The sequence below is a fragment of the Roseateles sp. UC29_93 genome, assembly GCF_042695725.1.
In the GTDB taxonomy this organism is placed as follows: domain Bacteria; phylum Pseudomonadota; class Gammaproteobacteria; order Burkholderiales; family Burkholderiaceae_C; genus Roseateles; species Roseateles noduli_A.
On the sequence record NZ_CP170545.1, the window covers coordinates 3,054,484 to 3,073,675 of the forward strand.

General features: G+C 67.1%; 18 protein-coding genes and 2 tRNA genes. 13 read left to right on the forward strand and 7 right to left on the reverse strand.

Going from position 1 to position 19,192, the window contains the following annotated elements; genetic code table 11:
• The gene (puuE, locus tag ACFJIX_RS14160) at nt 1–957 is read right to left on the reverse strand and encodes an allantoinase PuuE (RefSeq protein WP_377161067.1); all 957 of its coding nucleotides are present in this window, start codon (nt 955–957) and stop codon (nt 1–3) included.
• Between the two features lie 61 nt (nt 958–1,018).
• Nucleotides 1,019–1,702, reverse strand: a complete 684-nt coding sequence (locus tag ACFJIX_RS14165; RefSeq protein ID WP_067276517.1) for a GntR family transcriptional regulator — start codon at nt 1,700–1,702, stop codon at nt 1,019–1,021.
• 57 nt (nt 1,703–1,759) lie between these two features.
• Between ACFJIX_RS14165 and uraH the strand changes: the two genes are divergently transcribed.
• The 3 genes from uraH (at nt 1,760) to ACFJIX_RS14180 (ending at nt 4,370) form a co-directional block, all read left to right on the forward strand.
• On the forward strand, nt 1,760–2,113 hold the full coding sequence (gene uraH / locus ACFJIX_RS14170) for a hydroxyisourate hydrolase (RefSeq protein ID WP_377161070.1): 354 nt from the start codon (nt 1,760–1,762) through the stop codon (nt 2,111–2,113).
• Nucleotides 2,114–2,122: 9 nt separating this feature from the next.
• Complete coding sequence (gene xdhC / locus ACFJIX_RS14175; protein WP_377161072.1) at nt 2,123–2,941, forward strand: xanthine dehydrogenase accessory protein XdhC; 819 nt, start codon at nt 2,123–2,125, stop codon at nt 2,939–2,941.
• A gap of 178 nt (nt 2,942–3,119) precedes the next feature.
• Nucleotides 3,120–4,370: a urate hydroxylase PuuD gene (locus tag ACFJIX_RS14180; RefSeq protein WP_377161074.1), complete on the forward strand. Its 1,251-nt coding sequence runs from the start codon at nt 3,120–3,122 to the stop codon at nt 4,368–4,370.
• Between the two features lie 61 nt (nt 4,371–4,431).
• On the opposite strand, the gene ACFJIX_RS14185 is transcribed toward ACFJIX_RS14180, so the two are convergent.
• Together ACFJIX_RS14185 and ACFJIX_RS14190 are read right to left on the reverse strand one after the other, a co-directional pair.
• Complete coding sequence (locus tag ACFJIX_RS14185) at nt 4,432–5,217, reverse strand: hypothetical protein (protein ID WP_377161076.1); 786 nt, start codon at nt 5,215–5,217, stop codon at nt 4,432–4,434.
• Between the two features lie 45 nt (nt 5,218–5,262).
• Nucleotides 5,263–5,631: a hypothetical protein gene (locus ACFJIX_RS14190; protein ID WP_377161078.1), complete on the reverse strand. Its 369-nt coding sequence runs from the start codon at nt 5,629–5,631 to the stop codon at nt 5,263–5,265.
• A gap of 517 nt (nt 5,632–6,148) precedes the next feature.
• On the opposite strand from ACFJIX_RS14190, the gene ACFJIX_RS14195 reads away from it, so the two are divergent.
• The 4 genes from ACFJIX_RS14195 (at nt 6,149) to ACFJIX_RS14210 (ending at nt 8,095) form a co-directional block, all read left to right on the forward strand.
• A tRNA-Cys gene (locus ACFJIX_RS14195) sits at nt 6,149–6,234 on the forward strand.
• Between the two features lie 8 nt (nt 6,235–6,242).
• Nucleotides 6,243–6,319: transfer RNA gene (locus tag ACFJIX_RS14200), tRNA-His, on the forward strand.
• Between the two features lie 113 nt (nt 6,320–6,432).
• A complete protein-coding gene (locus tag ACFJIX_RS14205) occupies nt 6,433–6,936 on the forward strand; it encodes a hypothetical protein (protein WP_377161080.1) in 504 nt (167 codons plus the stop codon).
• Between the two features lie 154 nt (nt 6,937–7,090).
• Nucleotides 7,091–8,095 (forward strand): sugar kinase, encoded by a 1,005-nt coding sequence (locus ACFJIX_RS14210; protein ID WP_377161082.1) that lies wholly within the window; start codon nt 7,091–7,093, stop codon nt 8,093–8,095.
• Between the two features lie 73 nt (nt 8,096–8,168).
• On the opposite strand, the gene ACFJIX_RS14215 is transcribed toward ACFJIX_RS14210, so the two are convergent.
• From ACFJIX_RS14215 to ACFJIX_RS14225, 3 genes are all read right to left on the reverse strand, one after another.
• On the reverse strand, nt 8,169–8,933 hold the full coding sequence (locus tag ACFJIX_RS14215) for a rhamnogalacturonan acetylesterase (RefSeq protein WP_377161084.1): 765 nt from the start codon (nt 8,931–8,933) through the stop codon (nt 8,169–8,171).
• A gap of 174 nt (nt 8,934–9,107) precedes the next feature.
• Nucleotides 9,108–12,194: a TonB-dependent receptor gene (locus ACFJIX_RS14220; protein WP_377161086.1), complete on the reverse strand. Its 3,087-nt coding sequence runs from the start codon at nt 12,192–12,194 to the stop codon at nt 9,108–9,110.
• Nucleotides 12,195–12,391: 197 nt separating this feature from the next.
• Nucleotides 12,392–12,727 carry a cupin domain-containing protein gene (locus tag ACFJIX_RS14225; protein WP_377161088.1) on the reverse strand — a complete coding sequence of 112 codons (336 nt, stop codon included), beginning with the start codon at nt 12,725–12,727 and terminating at the stop codon, nt 12,392–12,394.
• A 192-nt stretch (nt 12,728–12,919) separates the two neighbouring features.
• Here ACFJIX_RS14225 and kduI point away from each other — a divergent pair, with 192 nt between their 5' ends.
• The 6 genes from kduI (at nt 12,920) to ACFJIX_RS14255 (ending at nt 19,192) form a co-directional block, all read left to right on the forward strand.
• Nucleotides 12,920–13,756, forward strand: a complete 837-nt coding sequence (kduI, locus tag ACFJIX_RS14230; RefSeq protein WP_377161090.1) for a 5-dehydro-4-deoxy-D-glucuronate isomerase — start codon at nt 12,920–12,922, stop codon at nt 13,754–13,756.
• Between the two features lie 41 nt (nt 13,757–13,797).
• Nucleotides 13,798–14,559: a 2-dehydro-3-deoxy-D-gluconate 5-dehydrogenase KduD gene (gene kduD, locus ACFJIX_RS14235; RefSeq protein WP_377161092.1), complete on the forward strand. Its 762-nt coding sequence runs from the start codon at nt 13,798–13,800 to the stop codon at nt 14,557–14,559.
• Nucleotides 14,560–14,699: 140 nt separating this feature from the next.
• Nucleotides 14,700–15,587, forward strand: coding sequence for a carbohydrate ABC transporter permease (locus ACFJIX_RS14240; RefSeq protein ID WP_377161094.1), 888 nt, complete (start codon nt 14,700–14,702; stop codon nt 15,585–15,587).
• Nucleotides 15,584–16,531, forward strand: a complete 948-nt coding sequence (locus tag ACFJIX_RS14245; RefSeq protein ID WP_377161096.1) for a carbohydrate ABC transporter permease — start codon at nt 15,584–15,586, stop codon at nt 16,529–16,531. Before ACFJIX_RS14240 ends, ACFJIX_RS14245 begins: the two co-directional genes overlap by 4 nt.
• A 157-nt stretch (nt 16,532–16,688) precedes the next feature.
• The gene (locus tag ACFJIX_RS14250; RefSeq protein ID WP_377161098.1) at nt 16,689–17,858 is read left to right on the forward strand and encodes an ABC transporter ATP-binding protein; all 1,170 of its coding nucleotides are present in this window, start codon (nt 16,689–16,691) and stop codon (nt 17,856–17,858) included.
• The gene (locus ACFJIX_RS14255; RefSeq protein ID WP_377161100.1) at nt 17,855–19,192 is read left to right on the forward strand and encodes an ABC transporter substrate-binding protein; all 1,338 of its coding nucleotides are present in this window, start codon (nt 17,855–17,857) and stop codon (nt 19,190–19,192) included. The genes ACFJIX_RS14250 and ACFJIX_RS14255 overlap by 4 nt, the downstream gene beginning before the upstream one ends.

Consider the following 19,192-nt stretch of genomic DNA (forward strand, 5'->3'; position numbering starts at 1 on the left):
TCAGCCCCACACGAAGGCCTGGTCCGCATCGAACGGATGCGTGGCGCGCCAGTGGCGGGCGATGTCGACGCGGCGGGCGACCCAGACACGGTCGTGCTTCTCGACGTGATCGAGGAAACGCTGCAGCGCGCGCATCCGGCCCGGTCGGCCGAGCAGCCGGCAATGCATGCCGATGCTCATCATCTTGGGCGACTCGGCGCCCTCGGCGTAGAGCACGTCGAAGGTGTCGCGCAGGTACTCGAAGAACTCATCGCCATGGCTGAAGCCCTGCGGCAGCGCGAAGCGCATGTCATTGCAGTCCAGCGTGTAGGGCACGACCAGATGCGGTGTCAGCGCGCCGTCGGTCTTGCGGACGTTCAGCCAGAACGGCAGGTCGTCGCCGTAGTAGTCGCTGTCGTACTCGAAGCCGCCGAAGTCGGCCACCAGCCGGCGCGTGTGGGGGCTGTCGCGGCCGGTGTACCAGCCCGACGGCCGCTCGCCGGTCAGCTGCTGGATGATGTCCATGCCGATGTCCATGTGCTGGCGCTCGATGGATTCATCGACGCCCTGGTAATGGATCCATCGCCAGCCGTGGCACGCGATCTCGTGGTTCAGCTCGACGAAGGCCTTCGTCAGCTCCGGATGCCGCTCCAACGCCATCGACACGCCGAAGACCGTCAGCGGCAGCGCGCGTTTCTCGAACTCGCGCAGCAGCCGCCACACGCCGGCACGCGAGCCGTATTCGTAGATGCCTTCCATGCTCAGGTGGCGCGCGGGGAAGGCCGGCGGGTTGAACATCTCGGACAGGAACTGCTCGCTGCCGGCGTCGCCGTGCAGCACGGAGTTCTCGCCGCCTTCCTCGTAATTGAGGACGAACTGCACGGCGATGCGCGCCTGGCCCGGCCACTGCGCGTGCGGCGGATGCTCGCCGTAGCCGATGAGGTCGCGGGGATAACCGGGAGAGACAACGGGCTTCATGGGGCGAGTGTCATGCGACGGGTTGGGTGGAGGTCGGAGGAGTCGGAGGAGGGCGGCGCGATCAGCGTTGAAGGACCGACTTCAGGTCCTGCACACGCGGATCGAGCCGCAGGTTGGCCTCGACGTTGCCGAGGTGGGCATCGAGCAGCTTCAGCGCCGCGCGCTTGTCGCGGGCCTCCAGCGCATCGACGATGGCGTCGTGCTCGGCCTGCGACTCGGCGGCGGAATGGGAGCTCTGGTACATCAGCGCAATCAGCGAGCTGCGTGAGAGCAGGTCGGTGAGCAGCTGCGCCAGCACCTCGTTGCCTTGCATGCGGGCGAGCACGACGTGGAAATCCGCCAGCAGCCGCGTGCGGCCGGGGACGTCGGTGCGGGCGACGGCCTCGCGTTCCTGCTTCAGATGGGCGCGCAGCTGCTTGATCTGCGCGGGGGTGATGCGCTGGCAGAGGTCGGCCAGCATCGCGGCCTCGAGCATCTTGCGCACCTCGAAGACCTGGCGCGCTTCCTCGACGCTGGGCTGCGCGACGAAGGCGCCGCGCGCCGGTTCCAGCCGCACGAGCCGATCGCGACTGAGCTGGTTCAGCGCCTGCCGAACCAGCGTGCGCGAGCAGTCGAAGATGTCCGCCAGCTGCTGCTCCACCAGCTTGGTGCCCGGCATCAGCCGCCGCTCGACGATCGCCTGCGTGATGGCGGCGGTGATGCGTCCGGTGACGGAAGCGCTGGCATCGATGTCCCGGGCGTTCATGGTGTTCGCAAGTGTATACACTTTGTACTTTCATTCCCCTTTTCAACGAAGGCGCCGATGGGCAAGCTCACGACTCACGTCCTCGACACGATGCACGGCAGCCCGGCCGCGGGCATGGCCGTCCGGCTGTACCGGATCGAGTCCGGCGAGCCGCGCCTGCTGCAGGCGCTGACGCTGAACGCCGACGGCCGCGCGGACGGGCCGCTGCTCGACGGCGCGGCGCTGCAGGTCGGGCGCTACCGGCTGGTCTTCGCGGTGGCCGAGTACTTCCGCAGCCGCCTCGTGACGCTGCCGGAGCCGGCTTTCCTGGACGAGGTGCCGCTGGACTTCGGCATTGCCGACCCCGGCGCGCACTACCACGTGCCGCTGCTGGCGAGCCCCTGGTCGTACTCGACCTACCGAGGCAGCTGAGGTCCTCGCATGCGGTCCTGGCAGACACTGGCCCTGAGACTCGCGCGCGAGCCGGCGGTGCTGGTGCGCGTCGACGAGTTGCAGGGCAGCGGGCCGCGGGAGGTGGGCGCATGGATGGCCGTGACCGCCTCCGACGTCTTGAACACGATCGGCGGCGGACAGCTCGAATTCGACGCGATCGCCAAGGCGCGGGCCGCGCTGGCGTCGGGACGGGTAATGGAGCTGCGCCAGCGCTTCGCGCTCGGACCCTCGCTGGGGCAATGCTGCGGCGGTGTCGTCTGGCTGGCCTTCGAATGGCTGGATGCGCAGTCGATCGCCGGACTGGCCGATCGCCTGGGCGATCAGCGCGAGTGGCGGCGCATCGCGCTGTTCGGCGGCGGTCACGTGGGCCGGGCGATCGTCGACCTGCTGGCGAAGCTGCCGGCGACGGTGCACTGGATCGACAGCCGCGAGGGCGTGTTCCCGGAGCCGCTGCCGGACAACGTCCGCGCTGAACAGTCCGAGCCGGTGCAGGGCGCGGTGCCGACGCTGGCGGCGGGTTCGCATGTGCTGATCATGAGCTTCAGCCACGCGGAGGATCTCGACATCCTCGCCAGTTGCCTGAAGCGGCAGCGCGAGTCGCAGGATCTCCCGTACATCGGCCTGATCGGCAGCAAGAGCAAGTGGGCGACCTTCCGTCACCGGCTGGAAGCGCGCGGCTTCACGGCCGCCGAGCTGGCGCACGTCACGTGTCCGATCGGCATTCCCAACATCCCGGGCAAGCAACCGGAGATGGTGGCGTTGTCGGTGGTTGCGCAAGCGATGCAACAACCCGAAGAGCCCCGGTGAGACTCCCTTTCCCGCTTGCGGGAGAGGGCGGAGGTGACGGTCCGCGGCCTCCGCGGTCCGCACGCCAAACTGTATACACTTCCCCCTCAACGTCGCCGCGGCGCCCCGATCTTCAGCGCGACGCTTGCCGGTTCACAGCGCCCGCAGTGGTGGCCCGGATCTTGCTCGACGTTCGTTGATGGACAGCTACCTGCTTGACTGGGCCAATCTGCTGCTGCGCTGGCTGCACGTGATCGTGGCCATCGCCTGGATAGGCGCCTCGTTCTATTTCGTCTGGCTGGACAACCACCTGATGAAGCCCCAGGCCGAGGATCTCAAGTCCAAAGGCGTGGACGGCGAACTGTGGGCGGTGCATGGCGGCGGTTTCTACAACCCGCAGAAGTACATGGTCGCGCCGGCCAATCTGCCGCAGCACCTGCACTGGTTCTACTGGGAGAGCTACTGGACGTGGATGAGCGGCTTCGCGCTCTTCGCGCTGCTGTACCTCCTCAACGCCGATACCTACCTCATCGACAAGCGCGTCTTCGACTGGAGTCCGCCTGCGGCGATCGCCGGAGCGCTTGGCTTCCTGGCGGGCGGCTGGCTCGTCTACGACCAGATCTGCCGACGCTTCGGCCGCAAGGCCGACGGCTCGATCGGCAACGACGGCGTGGTGCTCGGGCTGATCGCGGTGGCCGTCGTCGCTGCCGCCTGGGGCGCATGCCAGCTCTTCGCGGGTCGCGCGGCCTTCCTCATCACCGGCGCCATGATCGCCACGATGATGAGCGCGAACGTCTTCTTCTGGATCATCCCCGGCCAGAAGCAGGTCATCGCCGACATGCGGGCGGGACGGCCGGTGGACCCGGTCCACGGCCAGCGCGGCAAGCAGCGCAGCGTGCACAACACGTACTTCACGCTGCCGGTGCTGATCGCGATGCTGTCCAACCACTACGGCATGCTCTACAGCCACGCGCACAACTGGCTGGTACTGGTGATGCTGATGCTGACCGGCGCTCTGGTGCGCACCTGGTTCGTGAAGCGCCACAAGGGCGTCGACGCCTGGCCGCTGCTGGTGGCGGTGGTCATGCTGCTCGCGGTGCTGATCGCCTGGCTGGCGCCGCAGCCGGCCACGGTGCCCGTCACGATGGCGCCGCCGGCGGCGACGTCGCCGGCAACACCTGGCACTGACGCGACCACGCCGGCGGTGGCCGGTTCGACCGTCGTGTCCTTCGAGCAGGTGAAGACCATCGTCAACGCGCGGTGCCTTGCGTGTCACAACGCGGCGCTGGCACCCAAGCGCATCCAGTTCCACGAGCCGCAGATGATCGAGCAGCACGCCGCTGAAATCTACCAGCAGGTCGTGGTCCAGAAGACCATGCCGCTGAACAACGCGACCGGCATCACCGATGAGGAGCGGGCGGCGTTGGGACGGTGGTTCAAGGCGAGGTGAGGGTTGCTGTCAATTCAGCGGGGTCGTGCGGCGTTGACCGAGGGATTGGAGCGATAGCCCGTCACGCGATCTCGGTGACAGGCGTGTCCTCGTAGGCTCCGGGCATCACCTCGGACAACCTCGAGACGACGATGGCGCGTCCATTCTTTGGATGCCACTCGTTGATGACGCCGACAATGGACAGCGACAAGCGCGGTCGACCATCGACTTCTTGCCCGAGAAGAACCTCAAAGCAAGGCCCGCCGCTCATTCCATGGAGTCTTACGGGGCTGCCCGCCGGCTGTCCGTCGGTCGTCAGCGTCTTCTTGGGATCGTAGTCGAGCACCAGCGCATTCGGAATCGTCGTGACCACGCGTCCTGGCGGTGCCTCCCGCAACGACAGGCAATGCAAGTGCCGTTGCGTCTTTCCATGGAATGCCTGAAGCGTGTTTTTCGTGACCGGATATCCCATGCACAGAAAGACACCGGTGGACAACATGTCGGGCCGGCGCAGCCCGACCTGGGCGACATTAACCCGTTCCGGCAGATGGGCGGCTTGCCAGTCCGGCGGCGTCATGATGACGGCGACGTCCTGAACGCGGCTCTGCCTTGCGCTGAGGCCGCTCAGGTGGAGACTCTTGCCGCGAATCACCGCGATATGCGCCTTGGACGCCTGCAGCTGGTGCATCACATGCAGCGACGACACCAGCACGATCTGTCCCTTGACCTCGGCGACAAATCCGGTGCCGATAGATTCGGCAGCACCAGGCTGATGCTTGGGAACGATGATGGGAAACGCAATGTGTCCCCAGAGTCCGGCGAGGTCGTGGACAGCTTGGCGGAAATCGCTTTCGTCGAGATCGAACATGGGGCGTGTGAACTCACTTGCACGGGCGTCCATTGTCAGCTTGCGCTAAACCGACCAGGTCTTCAGCAGCTGACGCAGCTTCTTTCGCCCGTCGCTGTTGGTCTCCCGATAGGTCTTCAGCGCCAACGCGATGAACTGCTGTTCGGCCTGGCTCATGCCCTTGGGGACGCGCTCCTCGTCGAGCCATCCCGAAGGATGGCCGCAGCGGTCCTCGAACTGGCGCGCGAGCTTGTCGCCGATCGGGCGTTCGCCCGACTTGGCCATGCTCCAGGTGGCGCGGCTCACTTCGAGCTTCTCGGCGAACGCGGCTTCGAGCCCCTTCGGCGATCCGCCCGTGGCGATGCTCTGCTCGACGAACTCCTGGAAGAGCGACAGGACGTTCTGGCGTCGGATGGTCGAAGTGGGCGTGGTCACGAGGTGATGTGAAAGGTATTCACAAATTCTAGGTGACGACGATGTGAACGGTGTTCACAATCCACTTCATTCCAGAACCCCGAAGTCAACGAACCGATCATGAACCGCGCCACCGCCCTCCAGACCAACGCACTGCCTGTCGGCGGTGTGGCTGCGTCCCTGGTGAGCGCGCATCACTGCCTCTGTCATTGCCATGCAACCGAAAGCCATCCTCGCTGGATGGCTGGTGCGGATGACGGGGCGGATCACTCAGTGCGCAAGGCTTAGCCGACAAGCGCGCCGCGATTCGCAGGACTCGAAAGAGGCCCGGACTCCGCAAGGATCCGGGCCTTCCTGTTTTCCGTTTCTTGTTTTCCTTTTCATTCTTCTTCTCTCGGGTGTGTCCGTGCACAAGCGGCGGGCCGGCTCGACGTGCATGTGTGCCGACGCGGCCGCGTCGCCATGCAGCGAGACGCACCGTGCAAGCGGCCGGGCTCGCGTGCGGACACAGCCGAGAGAGGATTTCTAGAACGTTCATCTCGACGTAGCCAAGAGGTTCAAGGCGACGGATTGCAAATCCGTTGGCGCAAGCCGTCCCCGGTTCGAATCCGGGCGTCGAGTCCAGTTCAAGGGTGGCCGTAGCGCAGTCGGTCAGCGCGCCGGGTTGTGACCCCGGAGGCCGTCGATTCGATCCCGACCGGTCACCCCATTCATTGCTCCGGTCGGTCTGGTTCAGCAACCGGGATCTCCACAAGACTGAGGATGCGCGATCGTTCCGGAAGATTCCAAGATATGACGATCTGCTTTTCCCGGAGGCGAGTTATGCCAGTCAACGATGTCAATGTGCGGCGGATCATCGACGACTATCTGAAGAAGCACGGCGGTGTTGATGATCGTTGGGCAGCCGATCACATTCGGGCCGCCTGGGAAGAGTTGAAGGAGTGGCGGGACGCCAAGCCATCGGGAGGAAAACCTGCAAATTCACTCGACCTGGATCACGCTGCCGCAGAGAACTATCTCTATGCACGCTCCGAAGTCGCGGTTGCCTTCGTGAGTGAAGCGCAGATGCATGTCCTGGCCGTCGGCAACTATGCAGCCAAGCGGGTGGGAATCAAGATGCCTTCGAGCAAGAACCCACAATCAGAACCCGATCTGGATGTCTTGCGTTGGGGATCGATCGGCGCCCGCGAAGGGGAGGCGGATCGGATCCGCTATCGCCCGAAAGAGGACGCACCGCTGTGGCGACCGGTCAACGAGGTGTTCCCGTTGTTGCCCTCGTGGCTCCGTGGGATAGGAGCCGTGGGTTCCCGGTACCCGCGAGGCTGACAAAGCCCTGTCCCGGCGGGCGCAGAGACGCGTTTGAATCGCTGTCTTGTGTCGCTGAGCGCAGGGAACTTGGGGTCACCCCCGTGGCGTTATCCGCCCACGACCATCAGAATCCAAAACATCGTTTCAAAAACAAGAAACGAAGAGGATTCCGATGACCAAGCGCGTGGCCGTGATCGGCGAATGCATGCTGGAGCTCAAGGGCGAAGCCTTCGGCGCGATGACGCTGGGCTACGGCGGGGACACGTTCAACACCGCCGTCTATCTGCGCCGCTGCGGCGCGACGGCTGGCCTGGAGGTGGCGTATGCGACGGCCCTCGGCGACGACGGTCTCAGCGCCGGCCTGCTCGATCGCTGGCGCGAGCAGGGCATCGACACGCGCCTGGTGCGGCGCCTTGCGGGCCGCATGCCGGGGCTCTACATGATCGAGGTCGACGGCCGCGGCGAGCGCAGCTTCCACTACTGGCGCGACACCGCCGCGGCGAAGGCGTACTTCGAGGTCGAACGCACGCCGCTGGAGGCGCACGCGGAAGACTTCGACGCGCTCTACCTCAGCGGCATCACGCTCGCGATCCTGCCGCCGGCGGGGCGGGAACGTCTCTATGCATTGATGGCCGCGATGCGCGAGCGCGGCGCTCATGTCGTCTTCGACAACAACTACCGGCCTCGCCTGTGGGCGGACCGGCATGCGGCGCGTGTCGAGTTCGAGCGGGCCTTCTCGCTCGCCACGATCGCGCTCGTGACCGCGGACGATCATCAGGCGCTGATGGACCTGCCGGACCTCGACGCGGCCATTGCTCATGCGAAGGCCTTGTCGACACCCGAAGTGCTGATCAAGCGCGGCGCTTCATCGACGCTCGTTCGTGCTGCCGACGCGCAAGGGCGGCCTGCGCAGGTCGCTGGCCCTCACCCCAGCCCTCTCCCGCAAGCGGGAGAGGGGGAGGGACGGGGCGTGTGGCTCGAAGCGCCGACGCAATGGGTCGAGCGCGTCGTCGACACGACGGCGGCCGGTGACTCCTTCGCGGGCGGCTATCTGGCGCGTCGGCTGTCGGGGCACGATGCCGTGAGCGCGGCGGCGCATGGGAACCGGGTGGCGGCGCGCGTGATCGGTCACCCCGGCGCGATCATTCCCGCCGAGGCGATGGCAGATCTGCTCTGAATGCGCGCCGGGTCCGGGCCGACTCCGCGCCGAGTCGCGCTGAAGTCTGCGTTGGAGGTCTGGAACGTCGCGCTCAGCGCATCCAGCGCTTGAGCTCCGGCATCACGACGACCAATTGCTCGGCGACCATCGCCGAGAACACCTGCGCGCCCTTGGCGCCCAGGTGCGTGCGGTCGAAGACGGGATTCGCGGCGCCCGCGCGCTCGGGCGAGGAGGCGGCCTGCGCAGGCGCATCGATCGGCTTCGGCGCCATCGCGAGCGTGTCGGCCTCGGTCTCGCCCATCGTCTGCACCGCCGCGTGGCTGATCGCGTTCAAGTCGATCAACGGGACCTGATGCTCGGTGCTGACGCGGATCGTCGCGTCGGCCCAGGGGCGCAGGTTGTTCTCGAGCCTGCCCTGCGCATCGAAGCTCCGGCGCGTGAGCGGCGTGAGCATCACCAGACGCGCGCCGGTCGGCGCGACGTCGGCGATGTAGCCGGCCAGGTTCACGGGGAATTCGGTCTGCAGGTCCGTGGAGCGGCCCGGCTTGCCGGGCTGGTCGTTGTGGCCGAACTGCATCAGCACCACGTCGGCCTGACCCGGCGGTCGATCACGCAGCAGCGTCAAGACCTGACCCCAGAGGCCTTCGGCGCGGAAGCTCTTCGTGCTGCGCCCGCCCTTGGCGACATTGAGGCAGGTGACCTCGGGTTTGAAGCGTGCGCAAAGCGCGTCGCCATAGCCGCTCTTCGTGGCCATCGTCGAATCGCCGACGAGGATCACACGCAACGAGGACGCCGTGTTCTGCGCATGCGCGGCGCCGGCCACAAGGACGAGCGCCGCGAGCCATGACTTCTTCATGAGTTCTCCGAGGTGATGCGACCGGAATGAGGCTTGGGGGTCCAGGAGGGATCCCCCATGCCTCGTGGAGAGTCGGCGCTCGTCCTTCGCAGTCGTTCGCGAATCCTCCACGGTGCTGCGAGAGGAACGGAGCGAAGCGTCGGCGCTCCGCCTCACGCAGTCAAGCAAGCAGACTCAGAACTTGTAGCTCGCCCCCAGCAGGAACTCCCGCCCTGTCACGTGATAGACCACGGGACTGTTGCGCGCCCGGGAGATGAACTGGTCGTTCGCCTCGTTGGTCAGGTTGACGCCCTCGAGCGTGATCGTGAGGTTGTCGTTGACCTTGTACGAGATCGACGCATCCACGTTGAGCGAGGCGTTCTTCCCTTCGACGTCGTTGTTGTTCTGCCCCGGCACTCGGGTCAGGAACGACGAGCGCTTGGACGCCGACACCCGTGCGCTGAAGATGTTGTCGTCGTAGTACAGCGTCGCGTTCCACGACTTCGGCGACATGTTGAGCAGGTCGTCGGTGATGGTCGTGTTGCTGGTCGGCGAGATCAGGTAGGTGATCTTGGACTTCACGTAGGTGTAGTTGAGCACCGTGCCGAAGTTCTTTCCCCAGCTCGGCAGGAAGGTGAACGGCTGCTGGTAGTTCAGCTCGATGCCGCGCAGCTTGCCTCCGGGGGTGTTGATCGGCGTCGTGAGCTGGAACACTTCCTCGCCGGTGAAGTTGGACGGCAGCAGCGACAGCGGCAGCCCCGTCTGGTTGTACGGCGCGTTGGTGCGCAGGCTCTGGATGTAGGTGTCGATGTTCTTCTGGAACAGGCCCACGCCGATGAAGGCGTTGCGGCCGAAGTACCACTCCAGGCTGCCGTCGAAGGTCTTCGCGCGGAAGGGCTTCAGGTACGGGTTGCCCGTGGTGATGGACAGCGTGCCGGTCGTGCTGATCGTGCCGCCCGGATTCAGGTTGCCGAGCTGCGGACGCGCCATCACCTTGGCCGCGGCGAAGCGCGCGATCAGGTCCTTGGTCAGGTTGGCCGAGACGTTCAGCGCCGGCAGCCAGTCCTTGTACTTCTGTCCGATCACGACCTCGGTGCCGCCGCCGGTGGCCAGGTAGCCGGTGGCGTCCTGCTCGGTCACGACGTAGCGCACGCCGACGTTGCCCTGCAGGCGCAGGCCGAGCAGGCGACCTTCGAAGTCCGCCTGCACGAAGCCGCCGGTGTCCTTCTCCACCACCGCGCGGTTGTTGCCGCGCGCGTTGCCGTTGGTGGTCGAGGACAACGTGTAGTCGCCCGGGCCGCCCGCGGGACCGCTCTTGATGCAGTTGCAGTAGATGTCGTAGGCCGCCGCGATCGCGTTGAGGTCGGGAATGACCCACGAGGTGGGCGTTCCCGCCGGCAGGCTCAGGCCGCGGCCGAAGCCGGTCAGCATCTTCGTCAGCACGCCCGATCCCGCCGCCGGCGAGAAGATCGTGTCGTTCTGGTTGACGCGCCGGAATTCGAAGGTGTCGAAGCTGTACTTCTTGTAGTCGAAGCCAGCCTTCAGCGTCAGCGTGTCCGGCATCACTTCCCAGGCCAGGTCCAGGTGGGCGATGTCGTTGACGTTGTTGGCGCCCTGCGGCCGGATGCGGATCTCGCTGGTGGTCGTGTTGGTGACGGTCGTCGGCTGCGTGCCCGTCGTGACCTGCGGCACGCCGACGATCTGCAGCGCGCCGTTCTGCGCGGTCGGATCGAAGGGGTACTTGATGACCGGCAGCCGGTCGTTGTCGCGGAAGTCCAGCGTGTAGCCGTTGACGTTCAGCGCGTCCAGCGTCACCGTCGTCTGCACCGGGTTGCGGAACTTGGAATCCGCCCGGCCCACCTTGGCATTGAGCTTGAGGTGGTCGGTGATGTCCTGCTCCAGCGTCAGGCTCGGCTGGCGGAAGGTGGTCGTCAGCTCGTCGTAGCGCGACTCGGCGCGGATGTCGACGCCGTTGAACACGCCGTACTGCAGCGCGCCGTTGGGCGCGTACTGCGCCTCGACCACGCTGGTCTGCGGCTTGCCGCCCTGGCTCGCCGTGCGGCTGAACGAGATCGCCTCGAGGAAGTCCTCCCGCCGCGTCGCGTCGAGCTTCGAATACAGCATGTCGAAGGTCAGCAGCGTGCGGTCCGTCGGGCGGAACTGGATCGAGCCGGTCAGGCCGAGCCGGTCCTGGTCATGCGACAAGCGGCCGTAACGCGGCAGGCGAGGGTGGAAGTTGTCGGCGCTGCTGGCCGCGTTGTAGGCCGCGGTCGCGCCGGCCGACGCGGGCAGGCGCGGCACGCCCTGCGCGGCGGGGCCGCAGTTCGTGGCGGTGGTCGTCGGATTCGCCGGGGTCACGCCTTGCGGCGAGCACCAGCCGCCGGAAGACGCGCCGTTGTCCCAGCGCACCGTCGAGAAACCTTCCTCGAAGAGCCGGCGCTTGGAGTACGCGCCCGACACCAGCACGCCGAGCTTCTTGTCCAGGAACACGTCGCTGAGCAGGAAGGCCGCGCGCGGGTCGGTCTCGCGCGCCAGGTCGTTGTAGCGGGCCTTCACCGAGGCGGCGACGACGCGCTTGTTGAAGTCGAAGGGCCGCGCGGCCTGCAGGTCCACGGTCGCGCCGAGCGAGCCCTCGTCCACTTCGGCCGAGCTGCTCTTGCGCACGGTGATCGTGTTGAAGAGCTCGGCGGCGAAGACGTTGAAGTCGAAACCGCGCGAGCGGTTCGCGCCGCCGGAGCTGTCGGTGCCGCCGGTCGTGGCCAGCGCCTCGATGCCGTTGATGCGCACGCGCGTGAAGTCCGCGCCCAGGCCGCGCACGGTGATGTTGCGGCCTTCGCCGGCGTCGCGGTCGATCACGACGCCCGGGATGCGCTGCAGCGATTCGGCCAGGTTGGTGTCGGGGAACTTGGCGATGTCCTCGGCCTTGATCACGTCGACGATGCCGCGGTCCTGGCGCTTGGCGTTCAGCGCGCTTTCCAGCGAGGCGCGGATGCCGGTGATGACCACCGTGTCCAGCGCCTTGTCGGGCGCGGGAGAGGCGGCCGCGGGGGGCGTCGCGGGCGCCGGCGCGGGGGCAGCGGCAGAAGCGGCGGCGGCCGGCGCGGGCGCGGCCTGGTCCTGGCTCCACGCGGGCAGCGACAGGGTGGCCGTGCCCAGCAGGCAGGCGGCGAGGCGGGTCAGGCGAGGCGTCGGCGACGTCGCGGACGCGGGCTGGATGCGCTGTGCTCGACGCGGGCGGTCGGACGTGGACGTCCCGAGGCGAGTCCCAATACGGTGGGGCATGACGTTGTCTCCAAGGTTCTTCTGGCCGCGGGCACGGGATCGTGGCCCGTCGCTCTCGCGGCATCGGTCGGTCGCGGGCGCACGCAGGGCGCCGGCAGGGCGGGAGCGGCCATCGCTGCAGTGCGATCGCCACCTCGGTACTGCGGATGCGATCCGCGCCGCGCGCGGACCCTGGGGAACTGCGGGGACGGCGAGGCCTAGAGGTAGTCCTCGCGCCGCGGCGAGAACTGGTCCAACAGCGTGCTGCCGGCCTCCAGCGCGACGACGCCGTGCGTCGTCAGCCGCGGCGCGACGAAGGCGTCGCCCGGCTTGAGCACGCGCTTCACGCCGCCGACGTCGCATTCGAACGAGCCGCTGATCACGAACGCGATCTGGTCATGCGCGTCGTGCGCATGCGGCGTGCCGATGGCGTCCTGGTCGAACTGCACCAGCACCGACATCAGCTCCGGCGTGTGGCCGACGATCTTGCGGCGGATGCCGTCGCCGAGTTCGGTCCACGGCTCGGCGTCGTTCAGGAAATACGGGCTGGTCATCGGGGCGTCTCCTGGATTCAGGACGGTTCTCGGCCGTCGTTGCGAGCAACTATAACGACGCTGCGAAAAATTGAAACAGCGGTTCACTACATAGAAACCATAGTTCCGGGAAAGTCCGCAGGCCCGTACGCTGCGATCCCATCAGAGCCAACGAAGCCCTGCACACAGCCCCGGACAGTCAGGAGACGAGACATGGAAATCCGCCAACCCATCCACAGTGAACACGCCCGCACGCTGGACACCGAAGGCCTGCGCCGCCAGTTCCTGGTGGAGGACCTGTTCAAGCCCGACGAGGCGACGCTGACCTACAGCCAGATCGACCGGATCATCGTCGGCGGGATCATGCCGGTGACCAAGCCGGTGACCTTCTCGGCGGAGCTGGGCAAGCACACCGGCACCGACTACTTCCTGCAGCGGCGCGAGCTGGGCCTGATCAACATCGGCGGGGCGGCGCGCGTCTTCGTCGACGACACGCAATACGAGGTCGGCCCGCGCGAGGCGCTCTACATCGGCCAGGGCGCCAAGATCGTCGAGTTCAAGAGCGTCGACGCGACGAACCCGGCCAAGCTCTACTTCAACTGCGCGCCGGCGCACACCGCGTATCCGACGCGCAAGGTCACGCTGGCCGAGGCGTCGCCGGAGACGCTGGGCTCGCCCGAGACCAGCAACCGCCGCACCATCCACAAGTTCCTGGTGCCCGACGTGCTGCCGACCTGCCAGCTGCTGATGGGCATGACGCAGCTGGAGCCGGGCAGCCTCTGGAACACGATGCCCTGCCACCAGCACGACCGCCGCATGGAGGTGTACTTCTACTTCGACATGAAGTCCGACGCGGTGGTGTTCCACATGCTGGGCGAGCCGACGCAGACCCGCCACCTGGTCGTGCGCAACGAGCAGGCGGTCATCAGCCCCAGCTGGTCCATCCACTCCGGCGTCGGCACGCAGGCCTACACCTTCATCTGGGGCATGGTCGGCGAGAACCAGGTGTTCAAGGACATGGACCACGTGCCGATGACGACGCTGCGCTGAGCGCGGATCGTGGTGTCACGGCAATCAACGGAACGAATCACATGATCCTGGACAACTTCCAACTGGACGGCCGCGTGGCCATCGTCTCGGGCTGCAACACCGGCCTGGGGCAGGGGATGGCGGTCGCGCTGGCGCAGGCCGGCGCGCACATCGTCGGCGTCAACGTGTCCGACCCGGCGGAGACGCGCACCGAGGTCGAGCGGCTGGGGCGCCGCTTCCTCGACCTGCGCGCCAACCTGGGCGACATCAGCTGCATCGAGGGCCTCGTGGCCGAGGCCAAGTCGCTCACCGGCCGCGTCGACATCCTGGTCAACAACGCCGGCATCATCCGGCGCGAGGACGCGATCCGCTTCAGCGAGAAGGACTGGGACGACGTCGTCGACCTCAACCTGAAGACGGTGTTCTTCTTCTCGCAGGCGGTCGCGAAGCAATACCTGGCACAGGGCGGCGGCGGCAAGATCATCAACGTCGCGTCGATGCTGTCCTTCCAGGGCGGCGTGCGGGTGCCGTCGTACACGGCCAGCAAGAGCGGCGTGATGGGCATCACCCGGCTGATGGCCAACGAGTGGGCCTCGCACGGCATCAACGTCAACGCGATCGCGCCCGGCTACATGGCGACCAACAACACCGCCGCGCTGCGCCAGGACGAGACGCGCAACGCCGCGATCCTCGACCGCATCCCGGCCGGTCGCTGGGGCAGCCCGGACGATCTCGCCGGACCGGTCGTGTTCCTCGCCTCCAAGGCCTCGGACTATGTCAACGGCTACACCGTCGCCGTGGACGGCGGCTGGTTGGCTCGATAACCCTGTAGGACGGCCGTCCCGACGGCTACACCATCACCTACGCGCCCGGTCCAACCAAGCGGAGCTCATGGACCGGCTCTGCCGGGTCATCGAGCTCGCCCCCTCGAGGGGGCGCGCGCAGCGCGTAGGGGGGGAGACATATGTACGAGAACAAGAAGCTGGGCTTTCTGTTCGTCCTGCCATTCGTGCTGGGCGTGCTGCTGTTCAAGCTTTTCCCTTTCGTGATGAGCTTCGCGCTCAGCTTCACGCAGTACGACCTGATCGATCCGCCGACCTTCGTCGGGCTGCGGAACTATGAGGAGCTCGCCACCGCGGATCCGCTGTTCCGCAAGTCGCTGGGCGTGACGCTGCTCTTCGCGCTGCTGGCGGTGCCGCTGCGCGTGGGCTTTGCCCTGTTCATCGCGCACGTGCTCAACTTCAAGCTGCGCGGCATCAACTTCTTCCGCGCCGCGTTCTACATCCCGTCCATCCTCGGCGGCTCGATCGCGGTGGCGGTGCTGTGGCGCTTCGTCTTCGCGCGCAACGGGCTCGTCAACCTGGTGCTGATCAAGCTCGGCATCGAGCCGATCGCTTGGCTCGCCGACGAGCACTACTCGATGTGGACCATCGTGCTGCTGTTCACGTGGCAGTTCGGCTCGGCGATGGTGATCTTCCTGGCGGCGCTGCAGAACGTGTCGATCTCGCTCTACGAAGCCGCCGAGTGCGACGGCGCCAGCAAGATGCAGCAGTTCTGGAAGATCACCGTGCCGCTGATCACGCCGGTGATCTTCTTCAACGTGATCATGCAGATGGTGCACGCGTTCCAGGAGTTCAACGGCCCGTACATGATCACCGAGGGCGGCCCGCTGCACTCGACCTACGTGCTGGCGCTGTACATCTACGACCAGAGCTTCCGCTTCTTCAACCTCGGCTACGGCGCGGCGCTGTCGTGGGTGCTGTTCGCGCTGGTCGGCGGCCTGGCGGCGCTGTCCTTCTGGAGCTCGAAGTACTGGGTCTTCTACTCCGGCGAGAAGGAGACCAAGCGATGAGCCGCCATCCCGTGAGCGCCCGCGGTGGACCGTCACTCCCTCTCCCGCTGGCGGGAGAGGGCGGGGGTGAGGGCCGCGGTAGTGGCAATGCACCCACCCTGATCCTGGGCCGCGACCGCGGCCACCGCACGCTGCGCTACCTCGCGCTGGCCGCGGTCGCCATCGTGATGCTCTACCCGCTGCTGTGGCTGATTGGCGCCTCCTTCAAGAGCAATGCGGAGATCTTCAGCTCCGCCGGCTTCTGGCCCGAGCGCTTCGACTTCGACGCCTACGCCAAAGGCTGGAAGACCAGCACCGAGTACACCTTCGCGACCTACTTCCTGAACAGCTTCCTGATCACCATCCCGCGCATCATCGTGACGGTGATCTCCTGCGTGCTGGTGGCCTACGCCTTCGCGCGCTTCGAGTTCTGGGGCCGCAAGACGCTGTTCAGCATCATGATCGCCACGATGATGCTGCCGCTGATCGTGCTGCGGCTGCCGCAGTACCTGGTGTTCCGCGAGATCGGCTGGCTCGATTCCTACCTGCCGCTGATCGTGCCCTCGGCCTTCGCGACGGACACCTTCTTCGTGTTCATGCTGGTGCAGTTCCTGCGCGGCATCCCGCGCGACATGGAAGAGGCCGCGCAGATCGACGGCTGCAACGCGCTGCAGCTGCTGTGGCACATCATCGTGCCGCTGCTCAAGCCGGCCATCATCTCCGTGGTCGTCTTCCAGTTCATCTGGACGATGAACGACTTCATGGGCCCGCTGATCTACCTCGCCTCGGTCGAGAAGTACCCCGTCTCCCTCGCGCTGAAGATGAGCATCGGCGCGACCGAGGAGGTCGAGTGGGCCAACGTCATCGCGATCTCGGTGGTGGCGCTGATCCCGTCGGTGGCGGTGTTCTTCGCGGCGCAGAAGCACTTCATCGAAGGCGCCACCTCCTCCGGGGTGAAAGGATGAGTGCTCGGTACTGCGCGTCGGGACGCCCTCTGGGCCCCTCCCACGGAAGTATTAGGAGGAGCCCGCGGAGCGGGCGGGGGACATGGAGTGGGAGGGGCCCAGAGGGCGGCCCGACACCGCTCGATGCAACGAAGTACGAGAGCTGGAGACAAGCATCGTGGCAAGACTGAGCCTCAACAAGATCGAGAAGGTGTACCCGAACGGCTTCAAGGCCGTGCACGGGGTGGACCTGGAAGTGCGGGACGGCGAGTTCATGGTCTTCGTCGGCCCGTCGGGCTGCGCGAAGTCGACGCTGCTGCGGATGATCGCGGGGCTGGAGAGCATCACCGGCGGCGAGCTGCGCATCGGCGACCGCGCCGTCAACGCGCTGCCGCCCAAGCAGCGCGGCATCGCGATGGTGTTCCAGAACTACGCGCTGTACCCGCACATGAAGGTCTACGACAACCTGGCCTTCGGCCTGAAGCTGGCCGGCACGCCGAAGGCGGAGCTGGACCAGCGCGTGCGCCACGCCGCGGGCCTGCTGGAGATGGAGCATCTGCTGGACCGTTATCCGAAGCAGCTGTCCGGCGGCCAGGCGCAGCGCGTCGCGGTGGGGCGCGCGATCGTGAAGAAGCCCGACGTGTTCCTCTTCGACGAGCCGCTGTCCAACCTCGACGCCAAGCTGCGCGCCGCGATGCGCGTGCGGCTCACCGAACTGCACCGCACCTTGCGCGAGAGCCGCCAGCCGGCCACGACCGTCTACGTCACCCACGACCAGGTCGAGGCGATGACGATGGGCGAGCGCATCTGCGTGCTCAAGGACGGCGTGATCCAGCAGGTCGACACGCCGACGGCGCTCTACGACCGGCCGGCGAATGCCTTCGTGGCGAGCTTCATCGGCTCGCCGGAAATGAACCTGCTGGACGCCCGGCTGGTCGCGACCGACGTCGGCCTGGCCGTCGAGGTCGGCGGCGCGCGGCTGCCGCTGCCGGCGGAGAAGTCGGCGGGCGTCGCCGCGCTGCCGCGCCTGGCGGACGGCGCGGTGACCTTCGGTCTGCGGCCCGAGCACATCGGCCTCGCGCCGCGCGCGCAGGGCGACAGCGTCGCCGTCGGCGCGCGGCTGCGCTTCACCGAGCACATGGGGTCGGAGGTCTACCTGCACGCCGAGCTCGGTCCGCTGCCGATCACCGCGCGCGTGCCCGCGGAGCAGGCCGTGGCGCTGAACGGCCTCGCACGCGGCGACGCCTTGACGCTGCACCTGCAGATCTCGGCCTGCCACCTGTTCGACGCGACGAGCGGCCTGAATCTGCTGTCGACCTCGTCCTCGTCCTCTGGAAGCGACGCATGAGCCTGCCACGACGACAGCTGCTCGGCATCGCCGCGGGGTCGGCCGCGATCGCGGCGACCGCGGGCGTGACCGCGGCGCTGACCGCGCCGGCGCGCGCGCAGGACAAGCCCACCGTGCTGCGCTTTGCCTGGTGGGGCGGCGCGGGCCGGCACGAGGCGACGCTGAAGGCGCTCGCGCTCTTCGAGCGCCGCCACGGCGTGCGCGTGAAGGCCGAGTACATGGGCTTCAACGGCTACCTGGAGCGGCTGACGACGCAGATCGCCGGCGGCTCCGAGCCCGAGGTCATGCAGATCAACTGGGCCTGGCTGGCGATGTTCAGCAAGCGCGGCAACGGCTTCGCGGATCTGAACCGGCATGCGGGGCTGATGGACCTCGCGCAGTTCGACCGCGAGGACCTCGCCTACGGCGACGTCGCCGGCAAGCTGAACGCGCTGCCGGTGTCCTTCAGCGCGCGCGTGATGCTGTGGAACCAGGCGGCGTTCGATCGCGCCGGCCTCGCGCTGCCGAAGACCTGGGATGAACTCTTCGCGACGGGGCCGGCATTCCGTCGGATCCTCGGCGAGGACGCCTATCCGCTCGACGGCGAGCTCTACGACATGATGCTGCTGTCCCAGGCCTGGGTGCAGCAGCGGCACGGCACGGCCTACGTCGATCCGGCGCAGCCGCGCGTGGCGATGAGCGAAGGCGCGGCGCTCGACTGGGTGCGCACCTACAAGCGGCTGGTCACGGACCATGTCGCGACGCCGCTGCCGCTGCGCGCGAGCCTGGGCGGCGCCGAGAAGCCGACCGAGCAGCAGCCCGACTGGGTCGTCGGCCGCTGGGCCGGCAACTACACCTGGGACTCGGTCATCGCGCTGCGGGCGTCGACGCTGGACAAGCAGCAGAAGCTGGTGCTCGGCGAGTTCCCGACGCTGCCGGGCGCGCTCGACAGCGGCATGTTCGGACGTCCCACCGTGATGTACGCGGTCAGCCGCCATGCCGAGAAGAACGGCCGCGCGGAGATGGCCGCCAAGCTCGTCAACTTCCTGCTGACGGACCCCGAGGCCGCGGCGCTGCTCGGTCGCACGCGCGGCCTGCCGTCGGCGCGCGGCCCCTACGAGCAGTTGAAGGCCGCCGGCAAGCTGCCGCCGCTCGAGGTCGCGGCGCACGAGCAGATCAAGCTGCAGCGCGAGTCGGGCCGGCTCAAGCGTCCGGCGCCCTTGTTCGAGCACGCACGGCTGCACAAGTTCATGCGCGAGGTCTTCGAGACCGTCGCCTACAACAAGACCAGCGACGTCGACGCCGCGCGCCGCCTGGTCACCGAGGGTCAGGCCTTGCTGCAACGGATCAAGTGA